Raw genomic sequence first — 20509 nt, 5'->3', positions numbered from 1 at the left:
AATCAAGGACTTAGGGCATGAACCGTCAACGAACCTATCAGGAGATGACAACTTAGTTGTCGTCCCCATCAAGCTGTCTCGAGGCCGTAGCGCTTGAGTTTCTTCTGGAGCCCGAAGCGAGACAAGCCCAGTGCGGCCGCAGCGCGCGTCTGGTTGCCCCCACACTTGTCGAGCGCGTCTCGTAACAGCCCCTTTTCGAGTTGTTCGACCCGAGGCTTGAGTTTGAGGTCGTCGACGTCGAAGGAAGGCGCGGCCGACGCGACGAGTGCCGATGCAGCCACGTGCGGTGACAGGTCTGACACACCGATGGTCTCGTCGGCAAACGCCGAGGCCCGTGCGATCTCGTTCTCGAGCTCGCGAATGTTGCCAGGCCAAGAGTAGGCACAGAGCCTCGACAGCGCCTCGGCGCTGATCTGCCGCGCCCGCACGCCCGCTTGCTTTTGCAGCCGCGACAGGAAGTGCCGGACCAACAGGGGGACGTCCTCGCCGCGCGCGCGCAGAGGGGGCAGGTCCACGCGCACGACCGCCAGGCGAAAGTACAGATCCTGGCGAAAGCGGCCCTCCTTCACGAGGGTCTGAAGATCTCGGTTGGTCGCAACGACGAGACGCACATCCGTGGTTTCCGTCTTCTGGCCGCCCACGCGACGGTACTCCCCTTCTTGCAGGACCCGAAGCAGCTTGCCCTGCAAAGCGGGCGACATCTCGCCCACCTCGTCGAGAAACAAGGTGCCCCCGTTGGCGATCGCAAACAGGCCGCGCGTATCCCGCTCGGCGCCGGTGAAGGCACCCCGCACGTAGCCAAAGAGCGTGGATTCGAGGAGAGTCTCCGGGATCGCCGCACAGTTTTCGCTCACGAAGGGCTGATCCTTTCGCGAACCGTTGGCCGCAAGGGCGCGGGCGACCAGTTCCTTGCCCGTGCCGCTTTCGCCCTGAATGAGCACCGGGAGCTGGGTGTCGCTCACCCGGTCCAGCAACTTCAACACGGACATCATGGGCACCGACCGTCCCACGATGTTCCCGTACTCGTAGCGCAAGACGAAGTCCTCGCGTGTTTCGTTGAGCTCGACACGCATCGACGAGAGCTCTTCCTTGCGGACGGCCAGCTCGGCCGTGAGGCGGCGGTTGAGCCCCTCGATCAGGCGATCCCGACGACGGAGCTCCTGCACCAATCGGGCGTTTCCCACCGCCAAGGCCGCAAGCTCGGCGAAATCGAGCAGGGTGTTCACGGCCTCCTCGTCGAACACCCCCTGACGAAGGCGGTTATCGACGTAGATGGTGCCTTCCACGACACCCTTGATGGTGAGGGGAACGGCCACAACGGAGCGTAGTTGCAGGTCACTCACCGAAAGCGCTTGCCGGAAGCGGTCGTCGTGAGCCGCGTCGACCGTGACGACCGGGCTGCCGCTGGCCGCCACCTGGTCGGCGATGGAGCGCGAGAAGGCCAGGGACTCACCCAGAAGGGAGCTCTGGTCGATGTTGCGTGCGGCCCGGACCGTAAGCTGGCCCTGCGGGTCCCGCAACAGCAGGAAGCCTCGCTCGGCCTCGGTGAGTTCGATGACGGTGTCGAGCACGGTTTCAAGCAAGCGGGGCAAGCGGAGCTCGCCGTTGAGGCGTTTGCTCAAGCGTACGAAGCGGCGAAGGCGCGCTTGCGCTTCGGCTAGCCGCTGTGCCGTCACTTCGGGTCCTGGTGACCCTCGTGGCGAGGGCGGCGAGGGTTCCGTGGAGAACGTGGCCAACCATCGTGCGTCCGCGTCCGCGTCGAGGGCCGCCTGATATTCCGGGGGCGTGTTCATCACTAGCTCCTCCAAAGAGTGTCGGGCCTGCCGCGCAAGCGCGTGGGCCGCCGCCCCGCGCCCCGCCTGAAGCAAGGCGCGTGCGGCGACCACCGCGCTGCGGAAAGCTGCCGGGGTGCGCCCCTGGCGGCTCTGCGTGTCGGCGAGGGAGGCAAGACGACGCGCCTCGGGCACGAGCGCCGCCGAGGACGAGGGATCCGCCAGCGCCAGCCGACAGCGGGCCAGCGCCACCACTTCGGCACCGGCGGACGGAACCGCGAGCTTCTGGCTTTCCTCGTAGGCTTCCGCATGACGGGACGACTGGGCGAGCGCGTCGACGCGTCGCCAGCTGGCCAGGGTAGCCTGGTGGGGATCACCCGTCTTGGCGAACGACGCGGAGGCGCGGGCCCAGGCGCTCGCAGCGTCTGTGAACGCGCCCCTCGCCAAAGCCCGTTCGGCGCTCAGCCATTCGGCCCAGGCGGTCACGGCGGGATCGCCCGGCACGGCCACCCCGTGCACGCGGTTCCAGGCGGCCTCGGCCGCCCGTTGATCGCCGAGGCGGGCGAAGAGCAGACCGGCGTTGAACACGGCCAAGGTCGCGTCCCGGTCAGCGCCCAGGCGAAGCAGCTGCGCATGGGCGTCGCGAAAGGCCTCGAGCGCGACGGTGAAAAAGCCAAGCTCGGCGTTGGCCATCGCCAAGTTGAGCCGCGCGTTGGCGCCGCCGTGAACGTCACCGGTGCGGACGTGAGCTTCGTAGGCACGAAGGTAGGCTTCGGCGGCCCGGCGGGGCTGGCCGAGCAACTGGGCATGCAGCCCCTCCACCGCTGCACACCGAGCGGCCAACGGGGTGTCGTTGCGCTCCCGGGCCAGATGCGCCCATGCCAGTAGAGCCTCTTCGGCCTCCGCGGCGCGCCCGAGATAGCTTGCGGCCAGGGCGCGGGTCTCGAGCCATAACCCTCTGGCCGCGTCCGGGACCGGCGCGACCACCGCCTCCCAGGCTTCGGAGAAGCGGCCCTGCGCGATGAGAAGGCGGCCCATCTGCACGCCCAGCCGGGCCCTGGCGTCGGCGCCATCGGGGGTCGAAAGCGCATCTCGCGTGCGTTCGAGGCGGGTGAGCGCGGCGTGCAGGGTGCCCCGCCGCCGTAGCAGGGCGGCGTGGACCTCTGCGCGCCGGGCGCGCCCTGCGGGCAACGCGGGCTCGGGCTGCGCTTCGAGCCAGGCGGCGGCGTCCTCGTAGCGCCCGACGGCGCCCAACGCCTCCGCGTAGCCCGTCGCCGCTTCGGAGGGCCAGGGCTCCGGCAGCGCGCGGGCCCGTTCCCAGCACCACAGGGCCTCGGCCACCGCACCGCGCTCTGCCTGGGCTCCGGCGGCGGCAAAGAACACCTCTCGAGCTTCGGAGGGGGCACCGAGAAGACGCAAGGCCTCGGCGCGTTTGACGTCTCGCGCCTCCTGCCGGGCCTTTGCCGCGAGGGCGGCCACGCGCGGACCCGGCGGAGGCTGCGAGGCTCCCCACACAGCGGAATGATGCAGCCCTGAAGGTAGGCGCCACGATCCGAAGTCATCCTGCACCAGCCACCCGGCGCGCGAAGCCTCGTCCCGCCCGGGGCCGCCCAAACGGTTTGTGGGCACGCCCGCCGCGGGGAGCTCCCACCAGGCCTCGAGCACCGCCGCCTGGGCCTCGTCAGACAACCGGGCGAAGCTACCTCTCAAGATCTCCTCGGGCGGCGCCTCATCCGCGCCGGCGAGGCTCGTTCCCTCCCCCGTCTGGCGCAGCAGGTGCGTCAACAAGGCGGCGTTGCCGCCCGAGCGTTCGAGGAGACGGCGCTGCTCTGATGGCCCCGGCGCCAGGCCCGCCTCCGCGCAGAGAGCGGCCAGATCTTCTGCCCGCAGGGGGGACAATGCCAACTCCAAAACGACTTCCCCGGAGGCCTCGGCCACCGCACCGGGCGGCCCCGGGCCAACAAAGAGGACACGCCCTGGCTCTTGGGCGGCGAGCAGGCCACGCCACGAAGAAAGATCCGCTCCCCCCAAAACGGCGTCGGCCGCCGGATCCACCCAGACGACGAGGGGGGCGACCTCGGCCACGCGCGCGGACGCCGAGAGCACCTGGGCCCGAAACCACGCGTAGGTCTGATCGGCAGGGGCGCCAGCCAACCGCGGGCCCGCGCCGGCCTCTCGCAGCACCTCCTCGGGGGTGAGCACCCGCAACGCAGGCTTGCCCTGCACCAGCGCCGCACGACGCGCACGCTGAAGCGCTTCGCCCAGCAAACTGCGCCGGCCACTTCCCTCGGGCCCCGACACGATGACCGCCGTCCGGGGACACTGCCCGGCGAGCAGGTCATCGAACACGCGCGCGAGCGCGTCCAGTTCGCGAGCGCGGCCGGTGAAGAGCCCGGCCAGGCGGTCACCTCGAAACGGAGGGGGCGCCGATAGACCCTCGGGTCCTGGGGCCCCGAAACCGTGCGCCTGAGCGATGCGGGCAAGCCGGGCGCTCACGTCACGGGCACTGGCAGGACGCTCGTCGGGCGCAAACGCGATCAGCTGCCGGGACAGGTCCTGCAGGGCCTGCGCCAGGGGCTCTCCCGCGGGTGCGAGGGACCGGGGCGGCTGGCGTGCAAAGAGCCGGGCCACGCCTTCGCCTCCTTCGCCGTAGGGCGCCTGTCGCCCGAGGCACCACCACAGCGTCGCGCCGAGGCCGAACAAGTCGGAGCGCGCCGTCGCCGCCCCCAGGAGCGCCTCGGGTGCGGCAAAACCAGGCGTGCCCGAGGCAAGCCCCGGGCGGGCATGCCCGGGGCTCTTGGGGCTCCCGCAGAGCCCGAAATCGACGAGTACGACCCGGCCCGTCGTGCGCTCGACGAGAACGTTGAACGGGGTGACGTCCCCGTGCAGAACACCCCGTTCGTGCAAGTAGCCGAGAGCATCGGTGAGCGCTGTCGCCAGTTCCCACAGACGCGGGGGGCTGATCCCCGCGGCAGGGCCATCAGCCAGAGACTGCCCCTCTATGGCGTCCAGGACGAGGTAGGGAGTCAGCGGAGCGCCGGGGGTCGGACTCGGGATCCGGACCGCTGTACCGAACGCGCGGACGCGGACGATGTTGGGATGGCACAAGCGTCGCAGGACCTCGAATTCGCGTCCGAGCCCCGTGTCGAGGCGGGGTGCAAACTTGATGACGCACGGGCTCCCCTCCCTGAGGTCCCATGCCCTGAGGGTCTCGCCCTGCCCGCCTGCAGCCAAGGCACCCCGCACCTGAAAGCGACCATCGAGCAAAGGCGCGGACGCATCGCCCTCTCCGGCATCGGCCGTCAGGGCGGGCCCCGTGCCAACGGAGTTGGCCTGCATCCCGGCAGTGTACCGGAGCTCCAGGCCATCGCCCAGGAAACTCCGCCAACTTAGTTTTCAGGACGAGGGGTGAGCTTGCCGAGGGCTTCCCGAGCGTAGGCGCGCAGCTCCGGATCTTCGTGAGCATCCGCAACGAAGTTCAGGTACGAAACCGCCTCGTTGCCGCCGAGAACGGCGATCGCGTTCAGGATCTTCCGCATTTCACGCGTGTCGTGCATCGAGCGGCTGGTAGTGAGAACCTTGACGGCCCTTCGCTCGCGCATCTCGAGCAAAGCGCCGAGGGCGGCATCGCGCACGGGTTCACGCTCGTCGTTGAGCAGCTCCAAAAGGGCGGGCACGGCGGCCTGGAGCTTGCGCCTTCCTGCGATGCGTAGAGCGTCTTCGAGATGGGCGCTCTGTCGCTCCTTCAGAGCTGCCAAAAGGACCGAGTCCTCCGCCCTGCGCAGCTGCTGCCGGGCGATGTATTCATCCAACATCTCCGTCATCATGCGAGACACGAGCGTGGTGAAAGCGCGGGCTGGTGGGGCGCTTTCGGGCGCAGTGTCGTAGGGGATCTCGCCCTGGGCCTCGACGTCCTCGGCCCAATACGGATCCGCGAGGCGGCTGGGTTTGACCGCCACCTTGAGACGAACCAGAGCGCGGGCAAGGCCCTTGCCCTCCGCCCAAACGTTCTCGACGGCGTATGCCGCCAACACCGTGGCCTCGGGGTTCGCCGAGCGGCTGGATCCCCCGCCCGCCGCTTCAGAAGGTCTGGGCGCAAAGATCCGGGACGCCTCCAGTCGTTCACGCGCTTGCCCTGACATCGCGCGGTCATCGAACGCCACCCCTGCCAGCTGTTCATCGGCGGGGCCCAGCCGCTTGACGAGCACGTCGCCGAGGATCGGCGTGGCGAAGTGAGGCTCGCTCCCTGGCTGCGTCTCGCTCTTCGGCTTGCAAGCCCCAAGCGCCACGAGTCCCAAAACGCACGCGCCCTGGGCCCATGTCAGTCGGACCGGCCCCCGGGCTTGCGCGAACGGCATCGGCCTCAGCGCTCCAGTCGTTTCGTCAACGTGACCAGGTCATCACCGGGCCGATAGAAGTCCGGGATGACGCCCACGACACGGTAGCCGTTGCGCTCGTAGAAGCGGCGCGCACCGCCTGCGCCCTCCAGGCTCGAGGTCTCGATGCGAACCGTTCGCGCCCCCCGGGCCCCCAGCATAGCCTCGAGTGCCGCCAGCAGCTTTGCACCAAGACCTTCTCCACGCCGCTGGCGCTTGGTGACCATCCAGTACAGGTCGTAGGTGGCATCGGTCATCGGGATTCGACCGAAACACGCGTAGGACAGGGGGGCATCAGTCTCGTCTACCCCAACCAGCGCCTCGTAGGTGTTGCCCTCAGGTGGCTCCAGGACCGCCGCGAGAAGATCCAGCGCGCACGCCACCTCTTCGTCGCGAAACGGGTTGTCGGGTGGGTCCGACAGCAGCGTCGCGAGGGCGTCTCGATCGTGGGGCAAGGGGGATCGTGTCTGCATGTTTCCGTGCGAGGGCAAGCCGCGCGATGTGTTGGATGAGAGCTTCGTAGGACCTTCCCCCCTCGAGGGCTGCCTTGGCGAAGCCCGCAACGGACGATAGGTCACAGTTTGGGTTTACATCGATGACGTAAGGAGTGCCATCGTCCGCCAACCTGACGTCGACGCGGCCGTAATCCCGCACGTCGAGGGCGGCGAAGGCAGCCCGGCCCACCGCCTCGATCCGCGCCACGACCGCGGCCGGCAGCTCCGCGGGACGGGTAGGCGTTCCATGGTACGCAGCCGACTCTTCACGCCACTTCGCCTCGAAGGTGACCACCCGCGGGTGATGGGCGGCGAGTCCGCCGAAGTCCACCTCGAAGAGCGGCAAGATGCAGGAGGCCTCTTCGCGCCCGCCGTCCAGCTTGGCCACGTAGATTTCGCGGCCGTCGATGTACTGTTCGACCAGCACGGGCTGACGGTAGCGTTCCCAGACGTAGGCCACCTGCCTTTCGAGCGCTGCGCGCGTCGCCACGACCGAGTCGTTGCTGATCCCCACCGACGCGTCCTCGCGCGAGGGCTTCACGATCATCGGACCGGGCATCTCGAAGGTGGAGGGCACGGACGGTCCGTCCACGCGAAGGCTTGCAGGCGTACACACGCCGCAGGCTTGGAGGATCTGCTTGGTGCGGTCTTTGTGGACCGCCAGCATCAACGTGGGTGCCGTCGAGCCCGTAAAGGCAAGCTGAGAAAGGTCCAGGAGCAGGGGAAAAACCGCTTCGAAGCGGCCCTCGCCGCCAAACGACTCGCAGAGGTTGAAGACCGCATCGGGCGCCAAGGACGCTATCTCGTCGACGGCTGCTCCCACGTCATCCGTCACGCCCAGGGTCTCGACCTCGAAGCCTGCTGCCGCGAGGGCCGATGCCACGTCACGGGCCGTGCCGACCACATCCTCGCGGGCGCGGTTTTCAGGGTCGCCCTTGGCCTCCTCGAAGTCACGGTTGAAGGCAACGACGATACGTCCCTCGAGTGTATGGCCCACGTGTGTTGGAGTCAGTCTAGCGTGAGGTCTCACGAGCCTGCAACCACATCGGCCGAGACTTCGTGAAGGGACATTCCGTACGCGGTCTCGAAGGCGACCACCAACCGTGAAAGTAGTGTGGTCAGTGGGAACGTGCGGCCGGTCAGCGCCGCGAGCGATGTCACGCCCTTGTCCTTAAGCCCGCAAGGAACGATGAGCGCGTAGGCGTCGAGGGCAGTTGCGACGTTGAGCGCGAAGCCGTGGATTGCCACCCGTCTGCGCACGTGCACCCCAAAGGCACACACCTTGTCGTTGCCCACCCAAATCCCGGGCTCGCTGCGCCGAAATTCGGCCTTGACCCCCAGACCTTCGAGCAGAGCCAGGATGGCTTCGGCCATGGACGTGACGTGAGCGACAACCCCCTTGTCCAGACGGAAGACCGGATAGCCAACGAGCTGCCCGGGACCGTGGTAGGTGACGTCGCCGCCCCGACGCGTGTGGCGAAGAGCCACACCCATGGCTTCGAGGCGCTCAGGCTCCACCAGCACGTTCTCAGGAGCGGCGGAGCGCCCGAGGGTGATCACCGGATCGTGTTCGACGAGGACCAAGGTCTCGGGACCACCCGTGAAGACCTCTTCGCGCAGCCGCTCCTGCAGAGCCGCAACAGGATCGTAGGGGCGCCGCCCCAGCCAGCACCAGCGCCCGGCTCGTGAGGGAGCCGGAGCGCTTGTGTTCGAGCTGTCAGCCCTCCGAGAGCTCGGCAAAGAAGTCGGCGTCGACGAAATCGACGTTCACCTGCGCGTTGATGACGCCCACACCGTGGCGCGCACAGGCCTCGGACATGGCCGGGCCGTCGACCACCTCGATGGGGGGGCCGGGCTGCTTCCACTCGCGGATGGCTTCTTCCGACAACCGGCCAGCCAGCAACAGCACGCCTTCGTCGGCGTTGCGCGCCCGCACGCCTGCGCGCAGCTCACCCACCGCCCGACGCCCTGCGGGCGAAGAGCCCCATCGCAGCGCCACGAGGCACTTCGATGGCTTCCAACCACGCCCTCGCAAAGCTTCGAGATAAACGGTGCCCTCGACGCGCTTGACGAAGGTGGCGGGACCAAAGCCTTCACGCTGCAAGAGCACCCGGGCCAGGGCCTCGAAGGCGCCGCTGGCAAGCTCGCCCAGCCGCTGCTCGAGCGACGCGAGCGTGCGTTCCCGCAAGGCGCGGACCGCCTCTCCGTACACCGACTCGGCCTTTTCGAGATCCATGTCGGCGGGCCGACGCGCGAGAGCGAAAAGACCGCTGCCTGCCGCACGGATGCGCGGGCGCAGGCCGGCACGCAAACGCTCCTTGGATTCGGCAGCCAGCGCTGCACGCATGACCCGCCACGCCTCGTGGGCCTCACCGTGAACCAGGCGACGCCGCACGGCCGTGTCTGCGATCTGACGGACGTGCACGCCCCGCCCGGGCGCTTGGCCGCGCAGCACCTCGATGGCGGCGTCGAGCGGCGCCATGATGCGACGACCAGGACCGTCATCGGAGACCGTGGGGACGTCTCGCGGCCCTTCAGACACCGCCTCCACGACGGGCGCGCCCTCGGGAACTCCCACGCCGAAGTCGCCGTCGCCCGCACCATCCGTGGGCAAGGAAGCAAAATCGTCCGTGAAGCTGCCTGGCTCCACCGCGAGCCCGTTGGCATCCACAGCCCCTCCCCTTCGGCGACGACGCCTGCGGCGGCGGCGGCGGCCTGGGCCATCGCCCTCAGCTCCTCCGGCTTCGCCGGCGGCGAGTTCGTCACCCTCGGCGAGTTCACCGTCGTCGTCCTCATGCCCGGCCTCGTCGGAGCCAGGCGCGTCGGCCTCGACGCCCTTCGAGACAAACGCTCTCGGAGGAGCGGGCAGCGGCAAGGGTTCAGGGCGGCTCGAGCCCATCTCAGCCCCTCGCTCCTCAAGCTCCTCGACAGTCGCCACGGCGGGACTGTCGTCTCCTGGCCCCTGACGGCCCGGAGCCTCGGATTCGGCACTCTCGTCGCGATCGCGACCCCGCCGTCCCCGGCGGGTTCTCCGGCGTCGGGCCTCAGGGGCCTCCGCCTCGCTGGAGGTTTCTGCGACGAGCGGGGCCTCTTCGGGCGCCACGACCTCGGCCACCGGCTCGAGTTCCCCGATCTCTGGGTAGCGCAGCAGCCCGAACACGCCCGGCTTCACCCGCACGAAGGGGTTACCTGGGGCCTTCTTCACGGCTGCGGTCAATTGCGTCTGCATCGTCACTTCGGGCGTACGCCCCACGAAGGTGAGCAGCTTCTTGTTGACGGCCTTCTCCGTTAGCTCTTTGAAATGGAGGGGCTTTCCCTCTCTGCCGAGGATGTGCAGAGCGGCTTCTAGAAACGTCATCGCGGCACTCTTTACCACAAAAGCGGCGATTGCATCCGGCTGGCTGGGCGTTTTTTTGACCGCCACGTAACGCGGGGGTACCCGTGAAGAGATGCAGGGCAAGCAACGGATCGGAATCTTCTTGAGCGGGCGGCCAGGGCAGCGCGAGTTGGGGTTGCGACAGGGCGAGGCGATCTCGGCAGCTCTCGCCCGCTTGGGCCACGAGGGCGTGCCCGTGTTCCTCGACCAAGAGCTCGACCTCTCCGTGCGCCAGGCACGAATTTCCTCTGCGTTCTTGGCCTTGCAGGGTCGCCTGGGCGACGACGGGTGTCTTCAGGGCTTCCTCGAGATCCTGGGAATTCCCTACACTGGCTGCGGTGTAACCGCTGCGGCGGTAGCCTCGCACCGGATCAAGACCAAGGAGGTTCTTCGCCTCCACAACTTGCCGACCGCCGCGGGATACGTCTTTGACGGAAACAGTGGTGAGAACATCGTGGACACACACGGCCAGTTTGGTTTCCCGGTCGCCCTGCGCCCCGTCCACGGGAGGCTGCCCTTTGCCGAGAACGTCGCCTTCGACGAGCTCGAGCTCGAGACGGCCCTCGACGAGGTGGTGCGCGTCGATGACCTGGCTCTGGTGGAACGGCACCTCGTGGGTCGGACCCTGGAGGTAGGCGTCCTCGACGGTGAGCCGCTGGGCGCACTCGAGCTCGTGCGCTCCGGGCTGGCCGAAGGCCCGGCGGGCGTGGGTCTGACCGGTGCGTCCGTACCCTGCCGGCTTCCGGCCGAGCGCCTTCGCTCGGTGTTGCGCTTGGCCACGCAGGCCTACGAAGCGCTGGGTTGCACCGGCGCGGCCCTGGTGCACATCCAGGTCTCCGAGCGCGGCAACGAGATCCTCCGCGAGGTCGACGCGATGCCCGTGATGACACAAGCGAGTCCCCTGCCCCGCTTGGCGAAGCTGGCCGGTATCGGCTTCGCCGAATTGGTGGGCCGGCTGCTTCGGGGTGCGGCTCTTCGGGCGCAAGGCACGCGTGAAAACCGCAGACAGCACCAGGTGAGCTTTGGCGGCCCGGAGCGACGGACTGGTCCCCTCGTGACGGCCCACTAGGGCGGCGCGCGCCCCGGCCGCCGGGGGTCAACATTCTGGCGCCCCTACCGATAGGGCTCTTCGGCCATGTCCACGGCGAAGCAAAGGCGTTGGCACCGTCTCCTGGTGGGCACGCTGACGGCTGCCACCACGTTCGGGTTGGTGTTCTGGTGGGCCTTCGCAAGGCCCCTCCTGGCCTCCTACGTCCTCGAAACAACAGGCCTCCGGGTGGAGCTGGGAGCCCTCTACCCCTCCTGGCGCGATGGCACCCTCGTCGCCGTCGCACGGGACGTCACGGTCTTCGGCCGCGCCCCGTTCGCCAGCGAGCCCCTCGCCTCCATCGAGCGTCTGGAGGTCACGCAGGGGGGCGCTGCGGCGGTGACCATCGAGGGACTCGTGCTCACGCTGCTGGTGGCCCCCCAGGCGGACAACCTCAGGGGCTATCGCGGTTCGCCCCTGCGACCCCGAGCGGCCCCCGCAGTCACCGCCCGTTCAGGCAGCCTGTGGCGGCGCGAGGTGAAGGTGGTTTCGGGCCGCGCCACGGCGCTCGTCCAACTACCCGGAGGCCGCCGCCTGGCCATGCGCAGCAAGGGGCTCCGGATCTCGGCCGCGGGTGAGCAGGTGGAAGCCACGCTCGAGGCGGTGACCGCGGACCTGGCCGGAGTGGCCACGGCACAGCTGGGCCTGCTTTCAGTCGAGGCAACACTCGGACGCGAACTCTTGCTACGCGGCGAGGATCTCGACGTGCGCCTTCCAGGTGCGGCGCCCCTGCTGAGAGGTTTGCGCTTGGATGCGAGCGCGCGGGACGACGGCTTCAGCCTGGACGTGCGGCCGGCTCAGGCAGACGCGTTGGCAAGCGCCCTCGGGCTTCACGCGCGGAGGGGGGCGCGAGGACTCAGCTTCGAGGTCCAAGGCGACGCGTTGCCGCTGGCGGGGCTCGCACCCTGGCTCGACGGGCGGGGGCCTCGGTGTCGACCGGGCGACGACGAGCTTCATGCTCGCTGCAGACAAGGCCCCTGGTGACGAGGGCCTCGCGTGGCGCTTCGAGGGCCAGGTGCAGGAGATCTCCCTCCATCACCCCGATCTCGACCGGCAGAGCTGGCGGGATGTGCGGCTCGAGGCAGCTTCCCAGGGGCGCTTCTTCCCTCGCCAGAGCCGCTGGCAGATCGACGCGGGGCGCTTCGGGTTCCCCGGCCTTCCCGTCGCCGTGATGGGGTTCGTACAAGGGGGCGAGGCCCCGAGCGGAAGTCTCTCCTTCCAAGTCAGCGACTGGCCTTGCAGCGACCTGGTGGGCCATGCCCCTGGCTCGCTGCGCGGGGCCCTGTGGGGGCTTGCCCTCGAGGGGCGGCTGGCGGCGGCCATGGATGTGACCTTCGACGCCGCCGATTGGGAAAAACTTGCCCTGGACGTGCGCTTTCCTTCGCTGTGCCACGTAACCCGAGACCCAGAACCGCTCGCTGCGGATCTCTCCCCGCTCCAGACAGGCGCGGCGCCCGTTTCCACGCGCAGCGACCTCCCCTTGTCACCCCGACAGCCCGGCTTCACGCCTCTGCAAAGCATCCCCCCCCACGTGCGCGCCGCGTTCCTGACAGCGGAGGACGCAGGCTTTTTCTTGCATCATGGCTTCGAGCCCGAACACATGAGGCGGGCTCTGGTTCACAACCTCGAACGGGGGCGCCTGGCCCGCGGGGCGAGCACCATCACCCAGCAGGTGGCCAAGAATCTGTTCCTCTCGCACGAAAGAACCCTGGCCCGGAAGCTGGCCGAAGCGGTCCTGACCTGGCGGCTCGATGCCCTCGTTCCCAAGCCCCGGATGCTCGAGCTTTACTTGAACCTTGTCGAGCTAGGGCCCGGGATCCACGGGGTTGGAGAGGCGGCGCGGGTCTACTTTGGCAAGGCACCGGAGGCGCTCACGCCCCTCGAGGCGGCACACCTCGCTTCGCTGCCGCCGAATCCCCGCGGCTTTGCGCGACGTTTCCGCGACGGCTCGGTCGACGAGGGCTGGCTGGCACGGCTTTACGACCTGGTTGGCATCATGGGTCGCCGGGGGCATCTCTCCCCTGCCGACGTCGCGGCAGCCCGGGGCGCGAAGCTACAGTTGCGAAAGATTTGAGGGGCGGCTCGCCCGAGACGGTGTGGGTCGGTGTCCAGAGTTTCGGTCCCTTCAGACCGGCCAGCGCCTTCCGATGATCCCATCCACCTCGTAGACTGCCGCTCGAGCGCCATGAACAAGCCCCCTCCCGCGTCGCCACACGTTCGGCCCCCCAGGCCCTTTTTCGCCCAAGCAACGACCCGGCGCGACCTCGTGCGGGCCGCTTGCGGCACCTCGCTGCTTCTCGGGCTTTCGGCCCCCGCGAGGGGGCTCGCCTCGGTGGTGATGGCGATGGAGCTTCCCGCCCTCACGGCAGAAAGCGACACCATCGTCTTCGGCAAGGTCACCGCGGTGGTCTCGAAGATGGAGACCGATGCCCGCGCAATCCGCACTGAGGTGACAGTCGAAGTGGAAGAGCCGTGGAAAGGCGCCCTGCTGGGCAAGCGGCGCACCCTCAAGATCGTGCAGCCGGGCGGCGTGGTGGGTGACCTCGAGATGCGGGTGCACGGACTGCCTTCGTTCGTCGTGGGCGAGCGGGCCGTGCTTTTCCTTCGGGCACACGACGCCTCCCGCCCTGAGTTCGGCTTCGGCCTGACGGGACTTGGCCAGGGCAAACGCCTCGTGAGCGCCGATGGCAGCGGCCGCCTTTTGGCAAGTCCGGGTGACCGCTCGGCTGCCGTCCTGAAGGCGCCCAATGGCACGTGGAAGACGGCGCCTGGGGACAATGCGGTCCCTCTCGAGGATCTCCGCCGGCAGGTGCGCCTGCTGATGGGCGAGACACGATGAGCCCCGGAAGCGCGCGCCCCTGGCTTCGGTGGTCAACCTGCCTCGGCGTGGTTGCCTTCTCTTGGCTTTCTTTCGGCCCCCTTCCTCCCGCTGCAGCCTACGTGCGAACGCTGGCGAGCGGCAGCGGCTTGCCGCTCACCTGGCGTCAGCCCTGCGTCGGCTTGGAGGTGCTCGTCGGGAGCACCCCGGCAAGCGTCTCGAGCGACCTCTTCCGTCAAGCCACGAACGAAGCCGCGGCCGCCTGGAGTTCGTCGCGTGTCGCCTGCACGAAGATGTCCGTCACCGTGGTCGCGTCTCCAGCGTCCAAGGGCTTCGTGGAGGCCGATCGCGTCAACAAGGTTCAGTTCCTTACCGGGAGCTTCTGGGGTCGCACGGCACGCGACGAGGTCGACCGCCTGCCCTACCCTTCGAACGCACTGGCCATCACGTCCGTGTTCGCCGATCGCAACACGGGCCAAATCGTCGATACGGACATCGAGATCAACGGAACCGGACCCTCCTGGGCCGACCTGGTGGCGAACCCGGACCTGCGCCGCAGCAGCAACACCCATGACCTCCAGAACACGCTGACGCACGAGTTGGGTCACGTCGTCGGTCTGGATCACACGTGCGACGGGGGGGGCCAGGTGAACCTCACCGACCACCGGGGCAACACCGTGCCTCCGTGTCCAGGGCCGCCCGAGGTCCAGGAGACCACCATGGCCGCCATCGTGGCGCCGGGCGACACCGAGCGCCGAAGCTTGGCTGCGGACGACCGGGAGGCCGTCTGCGCCGTGTATCCAGACGACGGCAAATCTGCCTGCGGCTCGGACGACAGTGGGTTTCTGGGGGGGTGCAGCTACGGCGCAACGCCGAAGACACCCGCCTTTTTCCTCTTCGTCCTGGGGGCCGCGGCGCTCGGCGGGAGCCGCCGGTGCCGCCGCCGTAAACAACGAAGAGTTTGATGCGAGACGGACTCAGCGGCGCGGGGCCTGGGCCCCGATCTGCGGGCGCAGCTCGATCCTGAGGCCCGTGACGGAGGGCGCCCGCGCCGATGCGCCCGAAGGCACCTCGACCCGCCTCTCGCTGGGCACAAAGCCTGGCACCTCTGCCTTCAAGGTCCACGTTCCCGGCGGAAGGCCCAGCGCCTTGAAACCCGCTCCCGTCATCAGCACGGGAGGCCCCTCCAGGCCTTCCGGGCCCGTCAGTGTGACCCGGCCTCGCGAGAGGAAGCGCCCCCGATCATCGAGCAACTCCCCTTCGACGCCCCCGGGACGGGGGAAAACGAGAGAGAGCCGTGTGGCCTCTTCCGGCACACGGCTCGACAGCAGGCCGAAGGAAGGATTCTGAGCACGGAGCCACAAAGGCTCCTTGGGCAAGCCCCGAAGCGTGAACTGGCCCGCAGAGTCCGACATGGCCGACGCCAGCGGCAGCGCGTCAGGGTCCCCGGGGCGAATCGACACAGCGACATCGGCAAGGGGGCGCCCCATCGGATCTCTGACGATGCCCTCGACCTCGCGGCGTCCGAGAGGAACGATGGTTGGCGCCGAAGGAGCGGCAGGCGGCTCACGAGGCGGCGCTGATGACAGGGTCAGCACCCCGAAATCCACGTCGGCGCCCGCTGCGACCTCTCGGCGGGGCGCGTCCGCCTGCTCGCCCGCCGCTGCGCGCGCGAGAAGGCCGTATCGCCCTGGCCGAAGGTCGCCGAGGGTGAAGGCGCCCCCCGCATCCGTGGTCGCGCTTCGGTGGCCGTCGGCCTGAAGCGAAAACCGCGCCCCGAGCGCCGCCGCCTCGGCGGCCAGAGGCAAACGCCCTGAAAGTACCGGCACCCGGTCTCGAGGAAAGCGAGACTCGGCCAAGGTGAGCCCCACCTCGACTCCCGCGGAGGGACGACCCTTTGCATCAACCACCCGCCCTCTTACCCGGGCCGCACGTTCGAGCGTCAGCGTCGCCGGTGAAGGTTTGCCGGAAACCTCCACAGTGACGGGCTGACCCGCGACGTATCCGGGTAGACGCGCGCTGGCCGCGTAGCGTCCCCGAGGAAGAGCGACCGTGGCGAAGTACCCGACGACGTCTGACCTCACCACCTCGGGGCAGTCGTCCGCGGGCACGGACTGAACCACGACGTCCGCATCGGCGAGGGGCCTCGCGCCTTCGCGCCCCACCACGCGGCCCGAGATCACGTGTCCAGGACCGAGTTCGAGCCTGATACCCTCCTCGTCCCGCTCGATGAGCCGCAGCGCCCGGGGCGCCGACGCCGTGGATAGACCCCCAGCGCGCAGGACGTAGTCACCCGGGCCGAGTCCATGGAAGGCAAAGCGCCCCTCGGCGTCGGGTCTTGCGCTCCGCACGTGACGCGCCCCCGCGCCCCCGAGACGGACCACCACCTGCCCGAAGGGCTCCGCGGCGCCCGCGGGCGAAACCAGGCGCCCCGCAAGGGTCAGCCCTTGCCCCTCGAGTTGCACGGAGAGGGCCCGCGACGGCAGGGCCAGGGCCTCCCACATGACGGACCCAATCCCCGGGGCCTGGATGAGGAGAGAGACGGTGCCTGGCGCGAGGCCCGGCACCGAAAAGCGCCCCGCCTCGTCGGTGACCGTCTCCTGGCTGCCGTGCCCGGCCGCGGCCCCTCGCCACAGCAGCACCAGCGCACCCGGCACGGGACGGCCTCGCCGGTCCACCACGACGCCCTCGAGCGTGACCGCAGGACGGAGCACCAGGACCGCGCCTACCCGTTCACCCGCCCGAAGTGAGAGTGGGACGACGGCCCCCGCCCGTCCCTCGGCGGACGCGCTGAGAACGTAGTCTCCCGGGGGCAAGTCGGGGAAAGCGAAGGGCCCTGGGCCCACCCGCGTGGCCTCGGCCACGGGTGGCTCAACCTCATCCCCCCGACGCAGCTGCACCGTGACGCGGAGGCGCGCGTCGAGCCCCTCGGCAGACACCCTCCCCGACAAACGTGCGGTCCCGGCTTCGGCAGGAGACGCAGCGTCTGTGGGGGGGGCCCGGCGGCAGGCGCCCAGGGACACACTGGTCCCCACCGCCACGAACAGGAGGTACGAGAGGCACCGAGGGTTTGCCCCCATCGGAGCGCGCAGCGATGGCAAGCTGGATTCTCCCGACGCGCCGCCGACCTTCAATCGGCGACGGCCAGGGCTTCGATCTCGACCCGGGCCCCCTTGGGCAGCGCGGCCACGGCAACGGTCGCGCGGGCGGGCGGCTCGGCCCCGACGTACGAAGCGTAGACCTCGTTGACCGCAGCAAAATCTCCCATGTCGACGAGAAAAATGGTGGTTTTGACCACCTCGGCCCAACTCACGCCTGCGGCCGCCAAGACCGCCTCGAGGTTCTTCATTACCCGGTGCGTCTGCACCACCACATCGCCGTCGCCCACGAACGCGCCCGTGGCCGGATCGAGGGGAATCTGTCCCGAACAGAACACGAAGCGCTGCCCCCTCGCGACCTTGGCCTGGACGTAGGGCCCGATGGCCGCAGGAGCTGCCGTGGTGGAAACCTTGGTGTGCGCCATGGGGCGGATGATAGCCGATTCACCCGGGGGTACCAATCGTGCCGCCCCCGAGGCGCGGCGCTTGCGTCCCAGGTCGACCGGACGTATGAGCGAGGCGTGACGAAGCGAGGCCCGCGCCGCCCCCACATGCCTGCGCCCCAGAGCTTCGCCGACCTCCTGCCCGAAGTCGTGCAACGGATGGGCGGCGCTGGCCGAGGCGTGGAACAGCGGGTTTTCATGGCGTACGACAAGGCCGCCGGCCCTCTCTTGGCAAGGCAGTCCCGCCCGGAGCGCCTCAAAGACGGCACCCTGATCGTGCGGCTCGAAAGTTCGGCGCTGGCTCAGGAGCTGTCGCTGCTCAAGCGCACGCTCATGGAACGCATGAGCGTGGAGCTCGGTGAGACCCTGGTGCGCGACGTGCGCACGCGCGTGGGACCGCTCGAAGAGTGAGGCCCCTGCCCCCGCAGCGACCAGGCCAAGGGAGCCGCACCTCCCCCACGGCGGGGCGAGCAGGGTGGACATGAGCGATGCGCCTTTATATGCCTTGGAGTCACCTCCGTTTGCATGCCCATGACCACTGAAGACGAAACACCGTTCGACCCCACGGCCCGGAGGTTGTGCCCGGATGGCGCCTGCACGGGCCTCCTCGATGCCGGTAACCGCTGCTCCGCGTGCGGGAAGGTGTGGGGCCCCCACGACGTGCCCGTGTTCGATATGGTCACGGCGGCCGAGCCCGTGGCTGATTCGCCGCCCGAAGACGCCCCGTCAGCCGTACAGGAAGCCACGAACGACGGCTTCGATCCGCACCGCCGCCTCTGCCCCGACGGAGCGTGCGTGGGGGTCATCGGTGAGAACGGTCGATGCTCTGAATGCGGCCGCTCGGCTGCCGCCGAGGAACTCTCCTCCTAGCCCGGGAACCCGCCATGCCAACCGTGGTCATCGTGGGTGCCTCGTCCGATCCGAACAAGTTCGGACACCGCGCGGTGCGCGCGTACGCAAAAAAAGGGTGGACGGTCATCCCCATCAACCCTCACGAAACCACGATCGCCGGCCTCGCTGTGAGGCCCCGCCTCGAGGACGTGACCGGCCCTGTCGACAGGGTGTCGTTCTACGTGCCGCCCCACGTGGGCCTTGGCTTGTTGCCTGCCGTTCGGGCGCTCGCGCCCCGCGAGTTTTGGGTGAACCCAGGCGCCGAAAGCGACGCCCTGATCGCCGAAGCCGAGCGTTTGGGGCTCGACCCGATCAACGCATGCAGTATCGTGGACATCGGAGAACGCCCGTGACGCTTTCCCGGCCCGACCTGCCCGTGGTGAAGAACATGCTGTCGCTCATCGGCGGCACGCCCCTCGTGCGCCTGCGCAACCTGCCGCGTCCCGGCTCGGCTGATCTGTTCGCCAAGTGTGAGCACTTCAACCCGGGCGGCTCGGTGAAGGACCGCGTGGCGCTCTCGATGATCGAAACCGCGGAACGCGAAGGGCGTTTGATCCCAGGCCAATCGGTGATCGTCGAGCCCACCTCGGGAAACACGGGGGTGGGCTTGGCGCTCGTCTCCGCCGTGAAGGGGTACCGGCTCATCTTGACGATGCCGGACAACATGTCGCTCGAGCGGCGCATGCTACTCAAGGCCTATGGGGCCGAGCTCTACCTGACCCCCGCCGCGGAGATCATGAAGGGGGCGGTTCAAAAGGCCACGGAACTTTGCCAGGAAAACCCTGGCTTCGTGATGCTGCAACAATTCAAGAACCCGGCGAACCCGGCGGCCCACCGGCGGACCACGGGGCCCGAGATCCTCGCGCAGCTCGAGGCCTTCGACGGGCGCCGCCCCGACGCCTTCGTTGCGGGCGTGGGCACGGGGGGAACCATCACCGGGGTGGGCCAAGCCCTCCGGCATGTCAACCCGGCCGTGGCGCTCATCGCCGTGGAACCCGAACGAAGCGCGGTGCTCTCCGGGGGAACACCGGGCGAGCATCGGCTCGACGGCATCGGTGCCGGTTTCGTTCCCGACATCCTGGATCGGGCGCTTCTGTCCGAGATTCGCACGGTCTCCGAGCACGACGCCCAACGAACCAAGCTGGACCTGGCGCGCCGAGAAGGCCTCCTGGTGGGTGTTTCGGCAGGCGCCGCGGTCAAGGTGGCGCTCGACGTCGCGGCCGCTCTCGGCCCTGGCAAGACGGTCGTCACCGTTCTGTGTGACACGGGTGAGCGCTACTTCAGCACGGACGAAGCCTTCGCCCGTCAGTACCCCGACCTGGCTCCTCACGAGCCGCGCACGCCCTGAAGGCCGCGCTCATGAGCGCCTCCGGACCACGGATCGCCACATCGATGCCCTCGGGGCAGGTCCTGATCGTAGGTGCGGGGGGGCTTGGCTGCGGGGCGGTGCTCGCGTTGGCAGCCGCAGGCATCGAAACGCTTACCGTGCTCGACGACGACGTGGTGGACGAGTCGAACCTGCACCGCCAAGTGCTTCACCGGGACGAGTTCGTGGGACGGCCCAAAGTGGAGTCCCTGACGGCCACCTTGGCGCGGCGATTCCCGGCGACGAAGGTCAGAGGCCTCGAGACCCGCCTCACCGTGGACAACGCCCTCAGCCTCTTCACGGCCCACCAGGTCATCCTGGACGGCTCCGACAACCTGGAGACCAAGTTTCTCGTCAACGACGCCGCCGTGCTGGCGGGGCGCCCCCTGGTGCACGGGGCCGCGGTGGGAACGATGGGCCAGCTCGTCACCGTTCCTGCCGGAGGCCGCCCTTGCTACCGCTGTCTGTTCGAGGACTTGCCCCCCCAGGGTGCTGAAGCCGTCAGCTGCAACGAGGCGGGGGTGCTGGGGCCCGTGCCTGGTGTCATCGGAGCCCTGCAGGCGCACGAGGCGATTCGCCTACTTTGTGGTAAGACTCCTGCCTTTTCAGGCCGACTTGTCCGCTATGATTCGCCCGCGATGACCATGCGCAGTATCACATTTCGACCCAACCCCACATGCGGGGTGTGTGGTGAGGCGCCCCCGGTCCCGATCACCCAACTCGACGCCGGGGCATACGGCCCCTCGGCGTGCAGGTCCGAAACACACCGTGAAGATTGAGTGGAGAGC

At 68.8% G+C, this 20509-nt stretch carries 18 protein-coding genes; 10 read left to right on the top strand and 8 right to left on the bottom strand.

The features are described 5' to 3' along the window. Nucleotides 1-68: 68 nt before the first annotated feature. The 6 genes from KA712_22410 to KA712_22385 are packed head-to-tail and all read right to left on the bottom strand — an operon-like array spanning nucleotide 69 to nucleotide 10000. Complete coding sequence (locus KA712_22410; GenBank protein MCG5055720.1) at nucleotides 69-5111, bottom strand: sigma 54-interacting transcriptional regulator; 5043 nt, start codon at nucleotides 5109-5111, stop codon at nucleotides 69-71. Nucleotides 5112-5161: 50 nt separating this feature from the next. Further along, nucleotides 5162-6130 carry a HEAT repeat domain-containing protein gene (locus KA712_22405; GenBank protein ID MCG5055719.1) on the bottom strand — a complete coding sequence of 323 codons (969 nt, stop codon included), beginning with the start codon at nucleotides 6128-6130 and terminating at the stop codon, nucleotides 5162-5164. Nucleotides 6131-6135: 5 nt separating this feature from the next. Then, a complete protein-coding gene (locus KA712_22400; GenBank protein ID MCG5055718.1) occupies nucleotides 6136-6531 on the bottom strand; it encodes a GNAT family N-acetyltransferase in 396 nt (131 codons plus the stop codon). Continuing rightward, complete coding sequence (locus tag KA712_22395; GenBank protein MCG5055717.1) at nucleotides 6485-7639, bottom strand: D-alanine--D-alanine ligase; 1155 nt, start codon at nucleotides 7637-7639, stop codon at nucleotides 6485-6487. The genes KA712_22400 and KA712_22395 overlap by 47 nt, the downstream gene beginning before the upstream one ends. 29 nt (nucleotides 7640-7668) lie before the next feature. Then, nucleotides 7669-8382 (bottom strand): lipoyl(octanoyl) transferase LipB, encoded by a 714-nt coding sequence (lipB, locus tag KA712_22390; GenBank protein MCG5055716.1) that lies wholly within the window; start codon nucleotides 8380-8382, stop codon nucleotides 7669-7671. Next, nucleotides 8360-10000 carry a restriction endonuclease gene (locus tag KA712_22385; GenBank protein MCG5055715.1) on the bottom strand — a complete coding sequence of 547 codons (1641 nt, stop codon included), beginning with the start codon at nucleotides 9998-10000 and terminating at the stop codon, nucleotides 8360-8362. Before KA712_22385 ends, lipB begins: the two co-directional genes overlap by 23 nt. Before the next feature lie 91 nt (nucleotides 10001-10091). On the opposite strand from KA712_22385, the gene KA712_22380 reads away from it, so the two are divergent. The 5 genes from KA712_22380 (at nucleotide 10092) to KA712_22360 (ending at nucleotide 14888) form a co-directional block, all read left to right on the top strand. Then, entirely contained in the window at nucleotides 10092-11087 is a 996-nt protein-coding gene (locus KA712_22380; protein MCG5055714.1) for a D-alanine--D-alanine ligase, read from the top strand. A 66-nt stretch (nucleotides 11088-11153) separates the two neighbouring features. Beyond that, nucleotides 11154-12089, top strand: coding sequence for a hypothetical protein (locus KA712_22375; GenBank protein ID MCG5055713.1), 936 nt, complete (start codon nucleotides 11154-11156; stop codon nucleotides 12087-12089). Then, nucleotides 12061-13179 carry a transglycosylase domain-containing protein gene (locus KA712_22370; GenBank protein ID MCG5055712.1) on the top strand — a complete coding sequence of 373 codons (1119 nt, stop codon included), beginning with the start codon at nucleotides 12061-12063 and terminating at the stop codon, nucleotides 13177-13179. Before KA712_22375 ends, KA712_22370 begins: the two co-directional genes overlap by 29 nt. A 111-nt stretch (nucleotides 13180-13290) precedes the next feature. After that, nucleotides 13291-13944, top strand: coding sequence for a hypothetical protein (locus KA712_22365; protein MCG5055711.1), 654 nt, complete (start codon nucleotides 13291-13293; stop codon nucleotides 13942-13944). Continuing rightward, nucleotides 13941-14888, top strand: a complete 948-nt coding sequence (locus KA712_22360) for a hypothetical protein (GenBank protein MCG5055710.1) — start codon at nucleotides 13941-13943, stop codon at nucleotides 14886-14888. The genes KA712_22365 and KA712_22360 overlap by 4 nt, the downstream gene beginning before the upstream one ends. Before the next feature lie 12 nt (nucleotides 14889-14900). Here the strand turns inward: KA712_22360 and KA712_22355 are convergent, their stop codons facing one another. Continuing rightward, complete coding sequence (locus KA712_22355; GenBank protein MCG5055709.1) at nucleotides 14901-17003, bottom strand: carboxypeptidase regulatory-like domain-containing protein; 2103 nt, start codon at nucleotides 17001-17003, stop codon at nucleotides 14901-14903. Between the two features lie 50 nt (nucleotides 17004-17053). Continuing rightward, nucleotides 17054-17446 carry a Rid family detoxifying hydrolase gene (locus tag KA712_22350; GenBank protein ID MCG5055708.1) on the bottom strand — a complete coding sequence of 131 codons (393 nt, stop codon included), beginning with the start codon at nucleotides 17444-17446 and terminating at the stop codon, nucleotides 17054-17056. 96 nt (nucleotides 17447-17542) lie between these two features. Between KA712_22350 and KA712_22345 the strand changes: the two genes are divergently transcribed. The 5 genes from KA712_22345 to KA712_22325 all read left to right on the top strand — a co-directional run bounded on the left by KA712_22345 (nucleotide 17543) and on the right by KA712_22325 (nucleotide 20500). Beyond that, the gene (locus tag KA712_22345; GenBank protein ID MCG5055707.1) at nucleotides 17543-17875 is read left to right on the top strand and encodes a DUF721 domain-containing protein; all 333 of its coding nucleotides are present in this window, start codon (nucleotides 17543-17545) and stop codon (nucleotides 17873-17875) included. Between the two features lie 120 nt (nucleotides 17876-17995). Then, entirely contained in the window at nucleotides 17996-18334 is a 339-nt protein-coding gene (locus KA712_22340; GenBank protein ID MCG5055706.1) for a hypothetical protein, read from the top strand. Nucleotides 18335-18348: 14 nt separating this feature from the next. Further along, entirely contained in the window at nucleotides 18349-18708 is a 360-nt protein-coding gene (locus tag KA712_22335; GenBank protein MCG5055705.1) for a CoA-binding protein, read from the top strand. Nucleotides 18709-18725: 17 nt separating this feature from the next. Next, complete coding sequence (gene cysK / locus KA712_22330; protein ID MCG5055704.1) at nucleotides 18726-19703, top strand: cysteine synthase A; 978 nt, start codon at nucleotides 18726-18728, stop codon at nucleotides 19701-19703. 11 nt (nucleotides 19704-19714) lie between these two features. Further along, a complete protein-coding gene (locus KA712_22325; protein ID MCG5055703.1) occupies nucleotides 19715-20500 on the top strand; it encodes a HesA/MoeB/ThiF family protein in 786 nt (261 codons plus the stop codon). Nucleotides 20501-20509 lie beyond the last annotated feature (9 nt).

Source organism: Myxococcales bacterium (genome assembly GCA_022184915.1).
Taxonomy (GTDB): Bacteria; Myxococcota_A; Polyangia; order Fen-1088; family Fen-1088; genus JAGTJU01.
This window is presented reverse-complemented; position numbering and strand designations above follow the sequence as displayed.